This is a genomic window from Stenotrophomonas sp. GW821-FHT09E08, assembly GCF_059416125.1.
Window position 1 is genome coordinate 1 of record NZ_JBWKOO010000016.1, and the last position, 16645, is coordinate 16645.

Here is a 16645-nt window from a genome sequence, read left to right on the forward strand (position 1 = left end):
GAGGTGATCACTTCGGTCTTCACCGCGTACTTCGCATCCAGGCTGGCACCGGTCAGCGGCACCGGCGTGAAGTCACGCTGCTGCGCCTTCTTCTTCAGCGCTTCGAAATCCTGCCCGGCCGAACGGAACAGCTCCACGGCCAGGTCGCGCTGGATCCAGCCTTCCAGTAGCGGATGGCTCTCGGCCGGGTTGTCGCGCACCACGTCGAACATGGTGTTGGTGTTGGAGCCGGCCACGGTGGCCCAGCCATAGGAAGCCGGTGCGGTCTCGTGCACGATCAGCACACCCAACGCGCCCTGGCGTGCTCCCTCTTCGTACTTGTAGGTCCAACGGCCGTAGTAGGTCATGCCCTTGCCGCCGAAATCACCTTGGCCGGTTTCGAAGTCCGGGTCGTTGATCAGCACGACGGCGATCTTGCCCTTCAGGTCCACGCCCTTGAAGTCGTCCCAGTTGCGTTCCGGCGCCTTCACGCCGTAGCCGAGGAACACCAGGGGGACCTTGCTGATGTCAACGTTGCTGGCGCCGTTCATGGCAGCGCGCACGGCAATCTGCTTGCCCTGCTCAAGCGGCACGGTCTTGCCACCCTGGTGCAGCGCCAGCTGCGGTGCGCCGACGATGTCGCCCTTGCGCAGCGGCACCGCCTGGGTCCACAGGCGCTTGCCGTCCTTGAGATCGCCGCCCGGCTGCAGGCCGGCGTCGGCGAACTGCTTGCTGAGATAGGCGACGGTCTTCTCTTCGCCGGCGGTGGCCGGCGAGCGGCCTTCATAGGCGTCGGAGGCCAGTTCCTTGACGTCGGCGGAGATCCGCGCGCCATCGAATTTCGGGGTGGCCGCCATCAGTGCGCTCGACACTGACAGGGCCAGCAGGCCCAGTACTGCTCGTTTCATTGTTCTCTCCAGCAGGGAAATCCTTCTGGAGTGTAATGGGATTCGGCAGGGCTGCGCCCTGCACCTGCCGAAGCCAGGGCAACAGCAACAGCCGAAGCAACAGCGGCATTCCGTGGGATGGCGGGGTGGGTCCGGTTGCGGGGGACGCCGTAAACCCTTCCCTGGGGGCTTGGCCGCGGCATCCATGCCGCGGACACCCCCGCAACCGGACCCACCCCGCCTTCGACAGGTTTCCGCTGCTGTTGGTGGGTGTCGACCTTCGTCGACACACCGCTGTTGGTAGGTGTCGACCTTGGTCGACACGGACGAAAACAAGAAGGGGTCAGATCCCTTTCCCGGCGGGAAAGGGCTCTGACCCCATCTGTGTGCTGCCTTGGCGTGTTACCAGTTCGGGTCTTCGGCCGGGGCGGCGGCAGGCTTGGGCTTCGGCTTGGCGGCCGGGCGTGCAGCGGCGGCCGGCGCAGCCGAGGCAGTCGCGCCGCCAGCAGCGGCGGCAGCCGGCTTGCTGCCCAGCTTCTGGCGCAGTTCGATCTGGCCCGGACGGAAGCCGCCGCGCATGGCGTCGACGCCGTCTTCGATGGTGCCGTAGGAGGTCTGTGCGGCGACGCGGTCGATGCGGATGGTGCAGCACGGGTGCTCGCTGCGGCCCAGCGAGCGGCCGGTCTGCGGGTCCTTCAGTTCTTCGCCCAGGCGCACGGCCTGCCAGCGCTGGCCGGCCTGCACGGTGTCACCGCCCTGGCTCAGCACCACCTGGTCTCCGTCCACCGAAACCACCGACACCGGGAACAGCGTGGTGACGATGGTGGTGCCGATCTGGCCGGACAGCGATTCCATCATCGCCGCGGCCATGTTGCGGCCATTGACCACGCGCGGCAGGGTGCTCGGACCGGTCGAGGCCAGCTGATGATCGAAGCTGTCGGACATCACCACCTGGCCGGTGGTGGCGTTGATCAGACGCAGGGTGATGCGGCCGCCACCGGAGTACGAGGTCACCTGGCGGTCGGACATGCGCAGGTTGCGCACGCTGCGCGGGTACTCGAAGCGTTCGATGGTCGGGATCAGGATCAGGTCGGTTGCCAGCTGCTGGCCGACGCGAGCGGTGTCCTGCAGACGCACGTTGCCACTGTTGATGTGGTCGATCTCGGCCTGCAGTTCGTCGCCGAACTCGCGATCCAGCACGATGAAACGCTGGGTCTGGGTCAGTGTGTCGGACAGGCGTGCGCGGATCGCATCGGCCACTTCGTCCGCGTCCACGCGGCCGTCGCCGACGGCATAGCTGCCGGCCTTGGTGCGCGGCAGGGCGACCACGATCTTCGGCTTTCCCTGCTCGTCCGGTGCGCGGTACTGGGCGATCTGTGCGCGCACGCGCACCTTCCAGTAGCTGCGCATGCTGCGATGGGTCACATCGGAATCGTAGGAGCTGGCGCCACGCTTGGCATCGACGTTGACCTTCTCGTCATAGCTCTGCTTGACGCTGGCCGACGCCGAACCGCCCTTGGCCGAGGCTTCGCCGGAAGCGCTGGCCGAGGCCGAGCCCCTGAAGCTCCAGCCTTCATCGCTGGCACGCACGCGGGCGATGGTTTCCTCGTCAAGCTGACGCACTTCATCCTGCGACAGGATTTCATAGCCCAGCACTGCGCCCTGCGAGCCGGCGATCATCTGCTGGGTGAACGCGTCGGCGCGGATATCGCCGACGTGTTCGCCATCCACATCCACATGCAGGCCTGCACGCAGGCTCTGCATCTGGCTGGCCACGCGTTCGCCGTTGACCTGCGCCACCGCCGACTGCAATGCCGCCAGCACCGCCAGTTCCGGGGTGCTGCCGATGCCGTCGGCTTCACGCGCGACCTGGGTGGTACCGCCGAAATCCGGCGTGCCACGCAGCGGCGCTGCTTCCACTGGCGCATTGCTGGCCAGTGCACTGGTTGCCTTGTCCTTGGCAGGCGCGGCGGCCGGGGCGTCCTGCTTGCCGCACGCTGCAAGCAGCGTGGCGGCCAGGCCCAGGCCGATCAAACGGGTAGTCATACGCATGGAGATTCGCCTCGGATCAGCCCATCTTGTCCAGCTGGCCCAGCATCGAGTCGGCGTTGGACGGCACCTTCACCTTGCTCTGCTTGGCGAAGGTCAGCGCCTGCTTCGACGAGCCGTACAGGCCCTTGATGAAGCCCGGCGATTCCTTGGCCACCCATGCACCGGCAGCCAGCTTGCGGCCGACGGTGGCCAGCTGGGTCGCGCCCAGGTTCTTCATGCCGGCGGTGAAGCTGCTGGCTTCGCCACCCAGCTTCTGCGCTTCAGCGGCTGAAGACAGCAGCGAGACCAGGCCTTCGGCGTAGTGCTGCTTGGACTCAGCGTTCAGTTCCGGCTGTGCGGCCTGGCGCTCATTGATCGCCGCCTGGGCGGCTTCGCTGACCGACACCGACTTCTTCATGGCATCGACGCTGACCGAACCGGACGACAGCGCCTGGCGCTCCGCTTCCAGCAGCTGCACCTGCTCGGCCAGGCCGAAGGCGCGGGCGAACGAGGTCTGGGCCTGCAGCGAGTGCGACTGCGAGCTGACGAAACGACGCACCAGCGCTTCCTGCGCGGCTTCGTCCGGAGCGGCGGCGCTGGAGGCGCTGCTGCTGGAGGTGCCGGTAGCGGCGCCGGCCAGGTCCTTCAGCTTGCCGAACTGGGCGTGGGCCGGCATCGACAGGGTCGCAGCCGCGATGGCCAGGGTGAGAGCAGTGGTACGGATCATGTGAGATTCCTTTGGGAGAGACGGCCGCACTGCGGCGCGCAAGAACGGGTATTGCAGCGGGTCAGTGCCGAGCAAGCGCGGCACCCACCAGAGCCGGTAGCGCCGGGCAATGCCCGGCGAGCGCAGCGGTAACGTCAACGAACCGCCTTGACGTTCAGCTCGTTGATCATCTGCTGGGCAGCCTTCTCGGCGGCCAGCTGCAGGGCATTGGTGCGGGCCACCGTTTCATTCGGACCGGTACCGGAGAACTGCACCGGACCCACCGACGACACGGTGCGCGGGAAGCGCCCGGTCACGTCCAGCACCTTGCCGGTGACGGTAACGAACACGCGGGTGTTGCCACTGGCCGGGTCGCGGTCGCGCATGCCGACGTCGAGGGTGCCGACGGCGATGTACGGGATGTTGGCTGCACGGATGCCGTTGGCGGTGTCACGCAGAGTGGCCGCAGACAGATCGTTGCCAGTGCTGAAATCCTTGCGGATGCGTTCAATGCTCAGCAGGCCACGCGACTCGCCTTCCACGTATTCGGCTTCGACCACTTCGTAGCCGGCGGCGCTGAAGGCACCGGTCATCGCGGTGTTGACCTCGGCGGCATTGGCCACCTTCCAACTGATGTTGTCGCTGCGCTGGGTGGTGCTGCCGCCGCTGGTGACCGACATCGACGCATTCTGGTTGATGCTGCCGTTGGTGCTGACCGAGTTGCCACGGAAGCTGTCGCCTTCACGGGTGTTCTCGTTGTAGCTGGAGCTGACGTCGGTGCGGCGGTATTCCTTGTCCTGGAACGACTGCACGGTGTCCTGCGAGCGTGCCATGAACAGGAAGGTCAACAGCGAGCGCTGCGCAGCGGTGGCGCCAGCAACGGCCGAGCCAGCATCCAGCTTGGTCTGCAGCAGGGTGGTATTGATCTCTGCGCGGACGGTGACGCTGTAGGTCTTGGCCTTCTTGTCTTCGGTGTCCGACAGCTGCACGGCGCTGAGCACGTAGCGGTCGATCTCGCCGATGAACTCGGCGCGACGGGCTTCGAACAGGCGCAGCTTGGCCGCACCGGTTTCAGCGATGTACGCCTCCAGCGCATTGACCTTGGCCTTGTTCATGGCCTGGGCGCGGGTGTCGGCACTCAGGCGCAGGCTGTAGCTGGCCGAACCGGTACCACGCGAGCTGGCGGTCTGCGCGGCGACCGGCGAGGCCACCGCCAGGGCGATGAGGAACAGCAGGATGGTACGCATCAACGACATGACTTGATCAACTCCTGGAGGGCTTGGGTCTGCTGCTGCAACGGGCGGCCGCCCGGCTTCTGCTCGTCCAGCCAGGCGCGCGAATCGGCACGCTTGGCGGCGGCGCCGGCGAAGGCATCAAAGCCGGCCAGCAGGGTTTCGTAGCTGGCCGACCACTGGTCAACCTGCCACTGCGTGACCGGCACCACCTTGGTGGCACCCTTGCGCAGCGGTTGTTCGAAATAGACCTTGCCGGAGAACGGCTCGGTCACCTTGGCGGTGAAGAAGGCGCCGAACAGCATCGTCTTCATCGCCGCGGTTTCTTCGATGACGCCGTTCTTCAGCGCATCGACCTGCACGTTGATGACGTAGTCCGGCTCGGGAATCTTCAGCTGGTAGACCTTGCCGTCGGCAAAGCGTGCAGCCATTGCACCACCGATCGCCTGGCCCGAGGCCGGCGGCAGCAGGCCGACACCGGTGTTGGACGACAGCGTCTTGGACAGTTCATGGGCCAGGGTGGCGCGCAGCGGCGCTTCCCACTTCGCGTCCGGCAACTTGGCCCGCACTGCATCGGACAGGGTCACACCGCCCACCTGCAGGCGGCGCACCGCAGCATCCGGCAGCTTGGCCTGGGCCAGGCTGGCCGCAAGGACCTGCGACAGGCTGGTGCTGGCGTTGCCATACAGCAGATCAGCGACGATCGCGTCGATATCGTCGCTGTCAGGACGGTAGTCCTGCACGTCGATGCGCTGCAGGGTGAGCGGATAGGAAGCGATCACCTGGCGCTCGCGGAAGTCGAAGAACAGCGCCTGCAGCGCCACCTCGACCAGCACCTTGTACTGGTTGCCGATCGGTTCGACCGACACCAGCTCCCGATCCAGTGCTGCGGCCAGCACGGTGGCGCTTGTGGTGCCGTCGAGCATCGCGACCGGCTGATCGATCAACTCCAGGTGGGCCGGCGCACGGCGCTTGAGCGCCTGCACCAGGGTCTGGTTGAGTGGAATCAGGCCGCGCTTTTCCAGCACCGCGTGCGCATGCGGCGTGGTCGCCTGCACGGCTGCGGCATCGGCGGTATAGGCAAAACCGGCCCAGTAGGCCTGCTGCGATTTGTCTGCGGCCTGCACGGCCATCGGCCATACGGCCACGCACAGGGCACAGGCAAGCAGACGCGCAAAAGCGCGCGATGCGCTCTTCGTCCTTGAATACATCCAACCGCTCCTCGGTCAATACGCACGGAAAGCAGACGCGCATGCGTCCACTGGGCGCGAAACATAACGGCTCGCGCGCCCGCCGACAAGTGCTGCCTTCGTCGGGGTCACTCCACAGAGGGCAGACCGGCCCTTTGCCGCAGCAGTCCGCGCTCTGCCTGGTTCTGGCTGAGTCTGGCGGCTTCCGCAAAAGCGTGACGTGCGTCGTGCTCGCGCCCCAACGACTGTAGTACCTCGCCACGCACCACCTGCAACGGTGCGTAATCGCGCAGGCGCGCATCGTCCAGCAACGGCTGCAACTGTGCCCATGCAGCGAAGGCATCTTCGCAGCGCAGCACCGCCACTACCCGGTTCAATGCGACAACCGGCGAAGGCTGCACCTGCAGCAACTGTGTATAAAGCGAGACGATACGCGGCCAGTCCGTGGCTTCGGCGTGGCGCGAAGCCGCATGGCATGCCGCGATGCGTGCCTGCAGCACATAGGGATCATCGCCACCACCGGCTGCCAGCGCGCGTGCCAGTACCTGCTGCCCGCGCTCGATCTGCAGCCAATCCCAGCGCGCACGGTTCTGCTGATCCAGCAGCACCGGCGCGCCGTGCGCATCGGTCCGTGCTGCGGCACGCGAGGCCTGCAGCTCCATCAGCGCCAGCAGGCCCAGCACCGGCGGCACCGGCAGCCGGTGCGCCAGGATGCGCGCAAGCCGCAGTGCCTCCTCGCACAGCGCCGGACGCATCCAGTCGTCACCGGCACTGGCCGCATAGCCTTCGTTGAACACCAGGTAGATCGCCTCCAGCACCGACCCCAGCCGCTCGGGCATCGCCTCCGTGCGCGGCACTTCATAGGGCACCTGCTTCTGCGCCAGCGTGCGCTTGGCACGAACGATGCGCTGCGCGATGGTCGGCTCGGGCTGCAGGAACGCGCGCGCGATCTCCACGGTGGTCAGGCCACCAAGCAGGCGCAGGGTCAACGCCACCCGTGCGTCAGCCGGCAACACCGGATGGCAGGCCACGAACATCAGCCGCAGCAGGTCGTCACCCAGATCATCTTCCAGCGCCTGGCTGTCATCCGGTGCCGGCAAGGGTACCGGATGCAGCTCCTCGCCCCATTGCGCATGCTGCTGCGCCACCCGCTGGTGCTGGCGCAGCACATCAATGGCACGGTTGCGCGCAGTGGTCATCAGCCAGGCTCCGGGGTTGTCCGGGATGCCCTGCTCCGGCCAGCGCTCCAGCGCGGCCAGCCAGGTGTCCTGGGCCAGCTCCTCGGCGCGGCCGACATCGCCCGCGAGCAGCCGCGCCAGGCGCGCGATCAACACCGGCGATTCCATCCGCCAGAGGGTTTCCAGACGCTGCGTCAGTGCGGGCTCGAGCATGCGCCGATCACAGCACGCGCACCGGGCCCGCACAAGCGCCGCAGCTCACGCTTCAACAATCGGCTTGAAGCCGCCCCAGAACATGCGCTTGGTATCGAACGGCATGTCCTTCGGGCCCAGCGATGCCAGCCGCGGGTCCGCCATTACTTTCGCGTTGATACGGTCGCGCGCCGCGCGCGAACGGAACACCACGAAGGCGACGATCACTGTTTCGCCAGGCTTGGCCTTGACCGCACGCGGAAACGACGTGCTCTTTCCCGGTTCCACATCGTCAGCCACGCATTCCATGTACTGCAGCGCTCCATGGTCCTTCCACACCGCACCGGCCTTGCGGGCAAGGCGGCGGTAGGCCGCCACCTTGTCCTGTGGGCACGGCAGCACGTAAGCATCCACGTAAGCCATGAGGGTTCTCCCTTGCGGCGGCCGTCAGCCCGGCTCGCCGTCCATGTGTGCGATTTCCCAGAGATGGCCGTCCAGGTCCTGGAAGCCGCGCTGGTACATGAAGCCGTAGTCGCGCGCCGGCTGCGGTTCGCTGGCACCCGCCGCGAGCGCCTTGTCCACCATCACGTCCACCGCCTTGCGGCTGTCGGCCGACAGGCAGGTGATCACCTCGGTGTGGCTGTGCGCATCGGCAATCGCCTTGTTGGTGAACTGCCTGAAGAACGGCTGGGTCAGCAGCATCACGAAGATGCTGTCGCTGACGACCATGCAGGCCGCATCGTCGTTGGTGAAGGTCGGGTTGAAGCTGTAGCCCAGTGCGGCGAAGAAGGCCTTGGACGCGTTCAGATCCTGCACGGGCAGGTTGACGAAGATCATCTGCGGTTGCGGTGCACTCATCGGTGAAGCTCCTTGTGGATGAAAGAGGCAGGAATCACGGCTGCTTCATGCAGTTGACCATCCACGGCTTGCCGTAGCGATCGATCAGCATGCCCCAGCGATGCGCCCAGAACGTTTCAGCGATCGGCATCTGCACCTGGCCACCTTCGGCCAGCGCCGCGAACACGCGTTCGGCTTCTTCGATGCTGTCGACGTCGACATTGATGGTGGTCGAACCACCCTCGCCACCACCGGGACCGTCGGCCGCCATCACGATGGCACTGCCGATTTCCAGCTGGCTGTGCGCGACGTGGTCCAGGGTTTCCGGCGACATCTCGTTGCAGCCCGGCGAGCCATCGGAGGGCGGCATGTCGCGGTACTTCATTTCCGAGGTGACCTGGCCACCGAGTGCCTTGGCATAGAACGCCATCGCCTCATGGGCCTGGCCGCTGAAGCCGAGGAAGGGAATCAATTTCATGGCAATGCTCCGTCGTGGGTTTCAGGGTGGTAGCGCCGGGCCATGCCCGGCGGGGGAAATGAATCGGGTCAACCTTCCAGCTGCGCACGCAGACGCTGTTCCTGCTGCTGTAATTCGGGGGTGAAGGCCTCGCCGAAATCCTCGGCGGAGATCAGCGGGCGCAGCTCCAGCGTGCCGCCACTGTTGAACGGCGCGCGGCTGGCCCACTCGACAGCCTCATCCAGCGAACGCACGTCCCACAGCCAGAAGCCGGCGATCTGCTCGCTGGCGGGGCCAAACGGACCGGCCTCGACCTTGGGCGCGCCACTGCCGAAATGAATGCGGCGACCGCGCTGGGTGGCGTGCAGGCCTTCACCGGCCAGCATGATGCCGGCGGCCACCAGTTGTTCGTTGAAGGCGCCCATTTCGGACAGTTCCTGTTCGCTGGGCATGCGGCCGGCTTCGGAGTCGGCGTTGGCCTTCACGATCACCATCACTTTCATTGCGGTCTCCCGTGGGGACGCGTGGTGCGTGCCCTTCACTGGGTACAACGAACCAGGGGGCTGGAAATCGACACGTCCTCTGAAAATTATTTCTTCCGTGGAAAGCGCGCCTTCGGCGGAGGTCGGCGAACGGCGGAGCCCCTCCGTGGTGGGTGGGTTTGTCGCTGGAAGCTGGTTTCCTGTGGGTGGTCCGGGCGGGTGGGATTGGCGGGGACGCCGTGAACCCGTCCATGGGGCTTGGCCGCCACGGGAAGATCAAGAAAAAAGGCAGAAGCAAAGGCAACGGCAACGGCGGTTGGCCGGCGGCCTCGGCTTTGCGAGCGAGGCGACCCGCTTTTGCTCTTGTTTGTGATTTTCCGTGGTGGGTCAGCCGCAGAGATCTGTCCAAGGCCGGGTGGGGAGGCAGGGCAGGGGCGTGAGCCGCATGGATGCGGCGACCGAGCTTACATGGACGTACTTGCAGCGCCCCCTGCCCTGCCTCCCCACCCGGCCAAATCCAAGAACCCGAGCTTTCAGCGACCAACCCACCCACCACGGAGGGGCTCCGCCGTTCGCCGATCGCCCGCCGCAGGCGGCTTTTCGCGCTGCAGCATGCCCGCAGGCAAACCTGCGCCATCATGGACACCCCGCCCCCGCCAGGACCGTGCCATGCAGCAGTACCTGCTTCTGATCTACATCGAGCCTGCCCTGCTCCAGGCCCTGCCCACCGAAGAATTCAACGCGCTGATGCGTGACTGCCTGGCCCACGCAGACAAGCTGCAGGCCGAAGGCACGCTGCTTGCCGCGCAGAAGCTGCAGCCGGTCGACACCGCGCAGACCCTGCGCGTGCGCGATGGCCACAGCCGTGTATTGGATGGCCCGTTCGCCGAGACCCGCGAACTGCTGGCCGGTTTCAACCTGATCGTCGCCCGCGACCGCGACGAAGCCATGCGCGTCGCCCGCGACTTCCCGTGGGCGCGCTTCGGCAGCATCGAAGTGCGGCCGCTGGAAGACATGGACGCCGAGCGCGAACGCTGCGGCGCCCCGGCTGCGGCTATGGCAGCAGCCGTACTCTGATCTCGCGCGGACCCACGCCTTCGTTGCCGCTGTAGTCGCGCACGCTGGCGCGCACGGTGTACTCGCCCGGTGGCAATGCCGCCGGCTGCCAGCGCCCGGTTTCCATCAGGCCATCACGCACGGTGTTGGTGGCCAGGTAGCGGAAGCGGGTTACCGCACTGCCATGCACGGTGATGCCGCTGTCCGGCGCATAGGCCACGCGCACCGCTTCGTTCTGCGGCGGCATGCGGTTGAACACGATGTTCCAGCGCGGCTGCTCATAGCCCTGCAGCGGCTGTCCGCCGGCATCGAGGATCTGGTAGCCCACCTGGTACATGCCCAGCCGGCGCCGCGGCAGGTTGTTGTCAACCTGGTCCCAAGCCTCGACCACGATCTGCACGCCACGTCCCTGCCGCGCCAGCATCACCACGCCGTCGCTGCCCGCCGCCAGCGGCTGGTCGTTGTCGTCCAGCAGCGCGACATCGGTGATGCGCGGTGCGAAGTGGTCGGCGTAGTTATGGAAGCCCAGCGCCACGGCGTTGGTTTCGAAGCCGCCGGTGCCCACCGCCAGGTGCACGTGCGCCTGGTTGTTGATGCTGCCCAGGCGATCGCCGACGTGGATGCGCGTGCCGCGACGCACCCGCATGCGCTCCAGCTTGCCCTGTTCGTCGTACAGCGCCTGCCAGCGCGCATCGAACGGCTGGTCGCGCGGGGTGCGGCCGACCCGCATGTGGATGTACTTGAGGCGGTCCACTGCCAGGCCCTCGGCCTGCCCCCCCAGGCTCCACGCCGCTACCGGGCTGCTGATCTTGCCATCGGCGATCGCCAACACGGTCTGGCCGACATCGCCGCGCACATCGAAACCGCCGTGCAGGTGGTGGCGGCTCTCGCCCTTGAAGTTGCCGCGCACCTCGCCCAGCGTGCCGACCACTTCATGCCAGCCGTCCTGCGGTGCCAATGGCCAGCGACCACCGGTGTCCGGCAACGCTGCATCGGCAGCGGGCCCGACCAGCGCCGGTGCCGGCAAATCACCCACTGGCAGCGGGCGCAGGCGGTGCAGGCGATAGCTGGCGGAATCGGCGACCAGCACACTGCCGTCGGCATCCATCGCCAGACCGCTGGGCCGGGCCAGGCGCGGCAGGCGGCCGTTGCCCACCAGTGCGATCTGGTGGCCCTGCGGTGTTACCTGCACGATGCGGCCATCAAGGTCACCCACGTAGAGCACGCCATCGTGCGTGGTGGCCAGCGACAGCGGCCCATTGATCACGCCGCCATCGCCCAGCAGCGTGCTGACCGTGCCATCGGCACCGACGCGACGCACCGCGTTGTTGAACAGGTCGGCCACCAGCAGCGCGCCATGGGCATCGAAGGCCAGCGCCACCGGCGTATCGAAGCGCGCCGCGACGCCCAGGCCATCGGCCAACCCCGGGCGCTCGCCGCCGGCCAGGGTACGCACGTTGCCGTCGGTACCGATCATCCGGATGCGGTCGTTGAAGGTGTCGGCCACATAGACCTGGCCCTGCGCGTCCACCGCGATGCCCATCGGTGCATCGAAGCGCGCTTGCGCGGCCGGCCCATCGGCGTAACCCTGCTCGCCACCGGCCAGCGTGGTCACCTGGCCATCGGTGCCGATACGGCGGATCGCGTGGTTGCCGGTGTCGGCCACATACAGGTTGCCCTGCGCATCGGCGGCGATGCCCGAGGGCGTATTGAAACTGGCCTGCAGTGCAGGGCCGTCGATGCGCCCCTCGCCCTGCCCGGCCACGGTCTCGATGCGGCCATCCGGCAGGCGGCGGCGGATGCGGTTGTTGTCGCCGGCATCGGTGAAGTAGATGCTGCCGTCGGCACTGCGCAGCAACGCATGGGGATCGGCGAAGCGGGCCTGCGCAGACGCACCATCGCGGTCACCGGGATGACCATCGCCGGCCAGCATCTCGATCTGTGCGGTCCAGGCCAGCGGCGTGGGCGCCGGGCCTGCCGGTTCAGCCAAGGTCTGCAGCGGTGAATCCCACCAGGTCGCGGCCAATGCCACCGCCGTTGCCAACGCGACCCCCGCCGCCATCCATTGCCACCGTGCCATCGTGCTGCGTTGCCTCTGCCTGCAATCTGAAGAGGCACCGACGATAGACGCTGCGCGCGCGATCCGCCATGGCCAAACGTACTCCTGATCGCCAGAGTTCCATCCATCGCGCTTGTCCTCGCTGGCTGCAGCAGGTTCAATGCTCTTCCCACGGATGGAGAATCTCCATGCCCCGCCTTCTCCCCCTCACTGCCCTGCTGCTCGCCGCCCTGTCGGTTGCCCCTGCCTCCGCCTCCATCGCGGTGGCGCCACAGAAGCCGTCCGTCACCAGCGACGCGGTGCATACGGCCTATGCCACCCGTTGGGACGAAGCGATCCAGCAGTCACGCAGCGGCAATACGCTGGGCGCGTTGATCGCCATGGAACAGCTGATGGAAGATCCGCTGCTGGATGATTTCGATGCCGAGCATCGTGGTCGCGCCGCGCAGGTAGCGGGCTGGACCGCATTGATGCAGAAGAAGCCGGCACAGGCCCGGCGCTATCTGCAACAGGCGCAGGAATCGTTGCCGGACGATGCACAGATCCTGCTGACCCTGGTGTCGTTGGAACTTTCCGAAAACCAGCCGGCTCCGGCTACCCGGTACCTGGTTCAGGCACTGAAGCACGCCGAGGGCCCGCTGCCGATCGAGCGCCAGCCGATCAATTACCTGCAGTACCGCCTGCGCGACCAGCCACAGCGACGCATGGAACTGCTGCAGGCACTGTTCGACAACGGCTGGAAAGGCGGTGGCGTGGAGCCGACCGGGCTGTGGCTGGCGTTGGCCACGCTGCAGGCCGACAACGGTCGCGGCGACGGCATCCCGGCCACGCTGGCACGCATCAATGGCCCGGCCGAAATCATCCGCCTGCGCAGTGACAAGCGCTTCGATCGCTATGTCGACCGCGGCGATGCACGCTTCGATCCGGTGCAGGCCGCACAGAAGCATCTCGATGAGCTGCGCGTGTCCGGCCTGCTCGACCGCGCCCTGGACGCGCGCATGGCAGAGTTCAGCAATACGCTGCTGATGCTCGACCGCAACGAGGAAGTCCTGGCCCTGACCGATGGCATGGCCCGCGCAGCGGCCGAAGGTGAATCCCCGTCGGCGGCCGAAGCCGAATGGGTCGCGTGGCTGCTCAACAGCCGGTTCACCGCGCTGCGTCGGTTGGGACGCACCGACGACGCGCTGGCCACCGCGAAGCTGGCTGCGCGCATCGGTGCGCTGGGCCCGGATGGCGCCGAGCACCAGTTCAACGTCGGCTTCGTGCTCAGCTCGCTGGGCCGCCTGCAGGACGCCACCGCAGCGGTGAATGACATGCCGGGCCTCGGCGGCTACGGCAAGGCAGCACAGGCGTTGCTGCAGTTTGCCGCCGCGCGCGAACGTGGCGATGCCAAGGCAATGGACGTCGCTCGCGCGGCGATCCTCGCCGAGGGCGATGACGCCCGCCTGTTCCATCGCGAAATGCTGCTGGACGAGGGCAATCTGGATGGCGCGGCCGCCGTGCTGATCGAACAACTGCGCTCCCCCGTCGAGCGTGGCGAAACACTGGCCAGCCTGCAGGACATGCGTACCTATCCGTCGCTGCCGGGTGACGTGAAGATCGATGCGGCCTGGCGTGCGCTGAAGCAGCGCGCCGACGTGCAGGCAGAAATCACCCGCGTCGGCCGCATCGAACGCTACGAACTGGTCGGCAGCGCGACCTCACGCTGAGCAGACGCCCTGTAGAGCCGAGCCCATGCTCGGCTGCCGGCACCATGAGCCGAGCATGGGCTCGGCTCTACACGACACATCCAGCACCGCCAGCCTATCGCGCGGGCACTTCGGTACGGATGCCCATCGCTTCGCGGTAGCGCGCATACAGGGCCATCACCTTGTCCACGTAGGCCAGGGTCTCGGCATAGGGCGGCACGCCCTTGTAGCGGGTGACCGCTCCGATGCCGGCGTTGTAGGCGGCAGCGGCCAGTGGCCGATCACCGTTGTAGCGGCGCAGCAGCGCGTGCATGTAGCGGGCGCCGCCATCGATCGACTGCTGCGGCGAGAACGGATCGCTCACCCCGTACTCCTGCGCGGTATCCGGCATCAGCTGCATCACGCCCTGTGCGCCCTTGGTCGAGACCGCCAGCGCGTCGAAATTGCTTTCGGCGTGGGCGATCGCGCGCAACCATGCGTCATCCACGCCGGTGGCCTTGGCAGCGGCCTTGAACTGCTTGGCATGCTGCGCCAGCTGCGGCTTGCCGACCTTGCCCAGTCCTTCGTGCGCGGGCTCACCCGGTGGCGTGGCCACGGTGAACTTCAGGAACACCCGCGAACCGGGCAGGTTGCGGGTGGAATAGACCAGAGCGCCGTCCTGCTCGCGTTCGTACAGCACGCCACTGAACACGCCCATGTTGCCCCACAGGTTCGGGGCCTGGACGGCGTTGTCGTCGATCTCCTTCGGCGTGCAGCGCGAGCCGGGTTCGGGAGCGGTGGCCAGGCTGACCGTATTGCCCTGCACGCAGCGGTAGACCGTGCGTGCGGCGGCCAGCCCGGGCCACAGGCTGGGCAGCAGCAACAGCGCGAGCAGGAAGGGGTGGCGGGACATGGCGGCCGGATGATCCGGCCGCGCCCGCTAACACCAAGTGAATGGGGGATGGGACGGATCCCGGCATCGGCACCGGTAGAGTCGACTGTTAGTCGACTATCGCGCGCAGCGCGGGGTTTTCCGGAGGCCCATGGAAGAGCAGTCGACTAACAGTCGACTCTACCGATTTCCGATTCCCGACGTTCCCGAAACCCCGCATTCCCGGTCATTTCGCCGTTCTGCGACGCACCCAATACCCCACGCCCAGCAGCACGAACCACGCCGGGCTGGCGATCAGGGCCTGGCGGGTGTCGGCCTGCAGGCTCAGCAGTACCAGCACGCCTGCGAAGAACACCAGGCAGGCCCAGCACATCGCAACGCCGCCGGGCATCTTGAAGATCGAGGCGGCGTGGCGCTCCGGGTAGCGGCGACGGTAGACCATGTAGGCCACCAGGATCAGCGACCAGACGAAGATGAAGAGCACCGTCGCCAGCGTGGTGACCAGGGTGAAGGCGGTCACCAGGTTGGGGATCAGGTAGATCAGCAGCGTGCCGCCGAGCAGGCACAGGCAGGAGAACAGCAGACCACGGGCGGGCACTGCGGCGCGTGACAATTTCGACAACCCGCGCGGCGCGTGGCCTTCCTCGGCCAGGCCGTACAGCATGCGGCTGGTGGAGAAGATGCCGCTGTTGGCCGAAGACGTGGCCGAGGTCAGCACCACGAAGTTGATCAGGCTGGCCGCGGCGGGGATGCCGGCCAGCACGAACAGCTGCACGAACGGGCTCTTGTCCGGCACCACCTGGCGCCACGGGGTGACCGCCATGATCGCGATCAGCGCCAGCACGTAGAAGATGATGATGCGAACCGGGATCGAGTTGATCGCCTTGGGCAGGTTGCGCTCGGGGTTGGCGGTCTCGGCGGCGGTGGTGCCAACCAGCTCGATGCCGACGAAGGCGAACACCGCGATCTGGAAACCAGCAAAGAAGCCGACCAGGCCCATCGGGAACATGCCGCCGTCATTCCACAGGTTGGACAGCGCGGCGGTATGGCCGCTGGGCGAAGTGAAGCCCCACGCCACCAGGCCCGCACCGGTGATGATCAGCGCACAGATCGCCACGATCTTGATCAGCGCGAACCAGAATTCCATTTCGCCGAACAGCTTCACCGTCACCAGGTTCAGCGCCAGCAACAGCATCACGCAGGCCAGTGCCGGTATCCAGGCATCCAGCCCCGGGAACCAGAACTGCGCATAGGCGGCAATGGCGATCACATCGGCGATGGCGGTGACGATCCAGCAGAACCAGTACGTCCATCCACAGAAAAAGCCGGCCCAGGGACCTAGCAGGTCGGTGGAAAAGTCGATGAAGGATTTGTACTGCAGGTTGGACAGCAGCAGCTCGCCCATCGCGCGCATCACGAAGAACAGCATCGCGCCGATGATCAGGTAGACGAAGACGATGGACGGGCCGGCCAGGCTGATGGTCTTGCCCGAGCCCATGAACAGGCCGGTGCCGATGGCACCGCCGATGGCGATCAGCTGCAGGTGGCGGTTGGACAGGCTGCGGCGCAGGTGCTCGGGGGGCGTTGCGGGCTCGGTCATGGGCGTGGACTGGGGCGGGCGAAGCGTTCGACGTTAGTCCTCCCCGGCCAGGAGCGCCAGCGCCGGATGGCCCGATTACGTCAATGGCGGTCGCTTTCACCACATTGTGACCGAATACCGGATTCGTCCCATTCCGCCCGGCCCGGCGCCATGCTCAGATAGCCGCACCTGCCCAAGGACCGGCCCTGACCATGCGCCCT

14 protein-coding genes and 1 pseudogene are annotated in these 16645 nt (G+C 66.8%); 2 read left to right on the forward strand and 13 right to left on the reverse strand.

Annotated elements, in window-relative coordinates:
* The 10 genes and pseudogenes from AC07M7_RS17320 to AC07M7_RS17365 form a co-directional block, all read right to left on the reverse strand.
* A pseudogene (locus AC07M7_RS17320) lies at positions 1-887 on the reverse strand (peptidase M20); the annotation flags it as partial.
* A 381-nt stretch (positions 888-1268) separates the two neighbouring features.
* Positions 1269-2918, reverse strand: a complete 1650-nt coding sequence (locus tag AC07M7_RS17325; RefSeq protein WP_495207911.1) for a CsgG/HfaB family protein — start codon at positions 2916-2918, stop codon at positions 1269-1271.
* Between the two features lie 16 nt (positions 2919-2934).
* The gene (locus AC07M7_RS17330; protein ID WP_136639238.1) at positions 2935-3624 is read right to left on the reverse strand and encodes a hypothetical protein; all 690 of its coding nucleotides are present in this window, start codon (positions 3622-3624) and stop codon (positions 2935-2937) included.
* A 134-nt stretch (positions 3625-3758) separates the two neighbouring features.
* Complete coding sequence (locus tag AC07M7_RS17335; protein WP_136639237.1) at positions 3759-4859, reverse strand: hypothetical protein; 1101 nt, start codon at positions 4857-4859, stop codon at positions 3759-3761.
* Positions 4850-6046: a hypothetical protein gene (locus AC07M7_RS17340; protein WP_495207912.1), complete on the reverse strand. Its 1197-nt coding sequence runs from the start codon at positions 6044-6046 to the stop codon at positions 4850-4852. Before AC07M7_RS17340 ends, AC07M7_RS17335 begins: the two co-directional genes overlap by 10 nt.
* A 107-nt stretch (positions 6047-6153) precedes the next feature.
* Positions 6154-7416 carry an RNA polymerase sigma factor gene (locus AC07M7_RS17345; RefSeq protein WP_495207913.1) on the reverse strand — a complete coding sequence of 421 codons (1263 nt, stop codon included), beginning with the start codon at positions 7414-7416 and terminating at the stop codon, positions 6154-6156.
* 45 nt (positions 7417-7461) lie between these two features.
* Positions 7462-7818, reverse strand: coding sequence for a DUF1428 domain-containing protein (locus AC07M7_RS17350; RefSeq protein WP_032128771.1), 357 nt, complete (start codon positions 7816-7818; stop codon positions 7462-7464).
* 24 nt (positions 7819-7842) lie between these two features.
* A complete protein-coding gene (locus tag AC07M7_RS17355; protein ID WP_253077892.1) occupies positions 7843-8253 on the reverse strand; it encodes a VOC family protein in 411 nt (136 codons plus the stop codon).
* A 34-nt stretch (positions 8254-8287) separates the two neighbouring features.
* The gene (locus AC07M7_RS17360; protein ID WP_495207914.1) at positions 8288-8710 is read right to left on the reverse strand and encodes a VOC family protein; all 423 of its coding nucleotides are present in this window, start codon (positions 8708-8710) and stop codon (positions 8288-8290) included.
* A 68-nt stretch (positions 8711-8778) separates the two neighbouring features.
* Positions 8779-9192 (reverse strand): YciI family protein, encoded by a 414-nt coding sequence (locus AC07M7_RS17365; RefSeq protein ID WP_049424778.1) that lies wholly within the window; start codon positions 9190-9192, stop codon positions 8779-8781.
* Between the two features lie 648 nt (positions 9193-9840).
* Between AC07M7_RS17365 and AC07M7_RS17370 the strand changes: the two genes are divergently transcribed.
* The gene (locus AC07M7_RS17370; RefSeq protein WP_049449291.1) at positions 9841-10248 is read left to right on the forward strand and encodes a YciI family protein; all 408 of its coding nucleotides are present in this window, start codon (positions 9841-9843) and stop codon (positions 10246-10248) included.
* Here AC07M7_RS17370 and AC07M7_RS17375 read toward each other — a convergent pair.
* Positions 10226-12307, reverse strand: coding sequence for a gluconolaconase (locus AC07M7_RS17375; protein WP_495207915.1), 2082 nt, complete (start codon positions 12305-12307; stop codon positions 10226-10228). The genes AC07M7_RS17370 and AC07M7_RS17375 overlap by 23 nt on opposite strands.
* Positions 12308-12474: 167 nt before the next feature.
* Between AC07M7_RS17375 and AC07M7_RS17380 the strand changes: the two genes are divergently transcribed.
* The gene (locus AC07M7_RS17380) at positions 12475-13995 is read left to right on the forward strand and encodes a hypothetical protein (protein WP_430766248.1); all 1521 of its coding nucleotides are present in this window, start codon (positions 12475-12477) and stop codon (positions 13993-13995) included.
* Between the two features lie 94 nt (positions 13996-14089).
* Here AC07M7_RS17380 and AC07M7_RS17385 read toward each other — a convergent pair whose 3' ends face one another.
* Together AC07M7_RS17385 and cycA are read right to left on the reverse strand one after the other, a co-directional pair.
* Positions 14090-14866, reverse strand: a complete 777-nt coding sequence (locus AC07M7_RS17385) for a lytic transglycosylase domain-containing protein (protein WP_495207916.1) — start codon at positions 14864-14866, stop codon at positions 14090-14092.
* A 205-nt stretch (positions 14867-15071) separates the two neighbouring features.
* The gene (gene cycA, locus AC07M7_RS17390) at positions 15072-16445 is read right to left on the reverse strand and encodes a D-serine/D-alanine/glycine transporter (protein ID WP_004139828.1); all 1374 of its coding nucleotides are present in this window, start codon (positions 16443-16445) and stop codon (positions 15072-15074) included.
* Between the last annotated feature and the right edge of the window lie 200 nt (positions 16446-16645).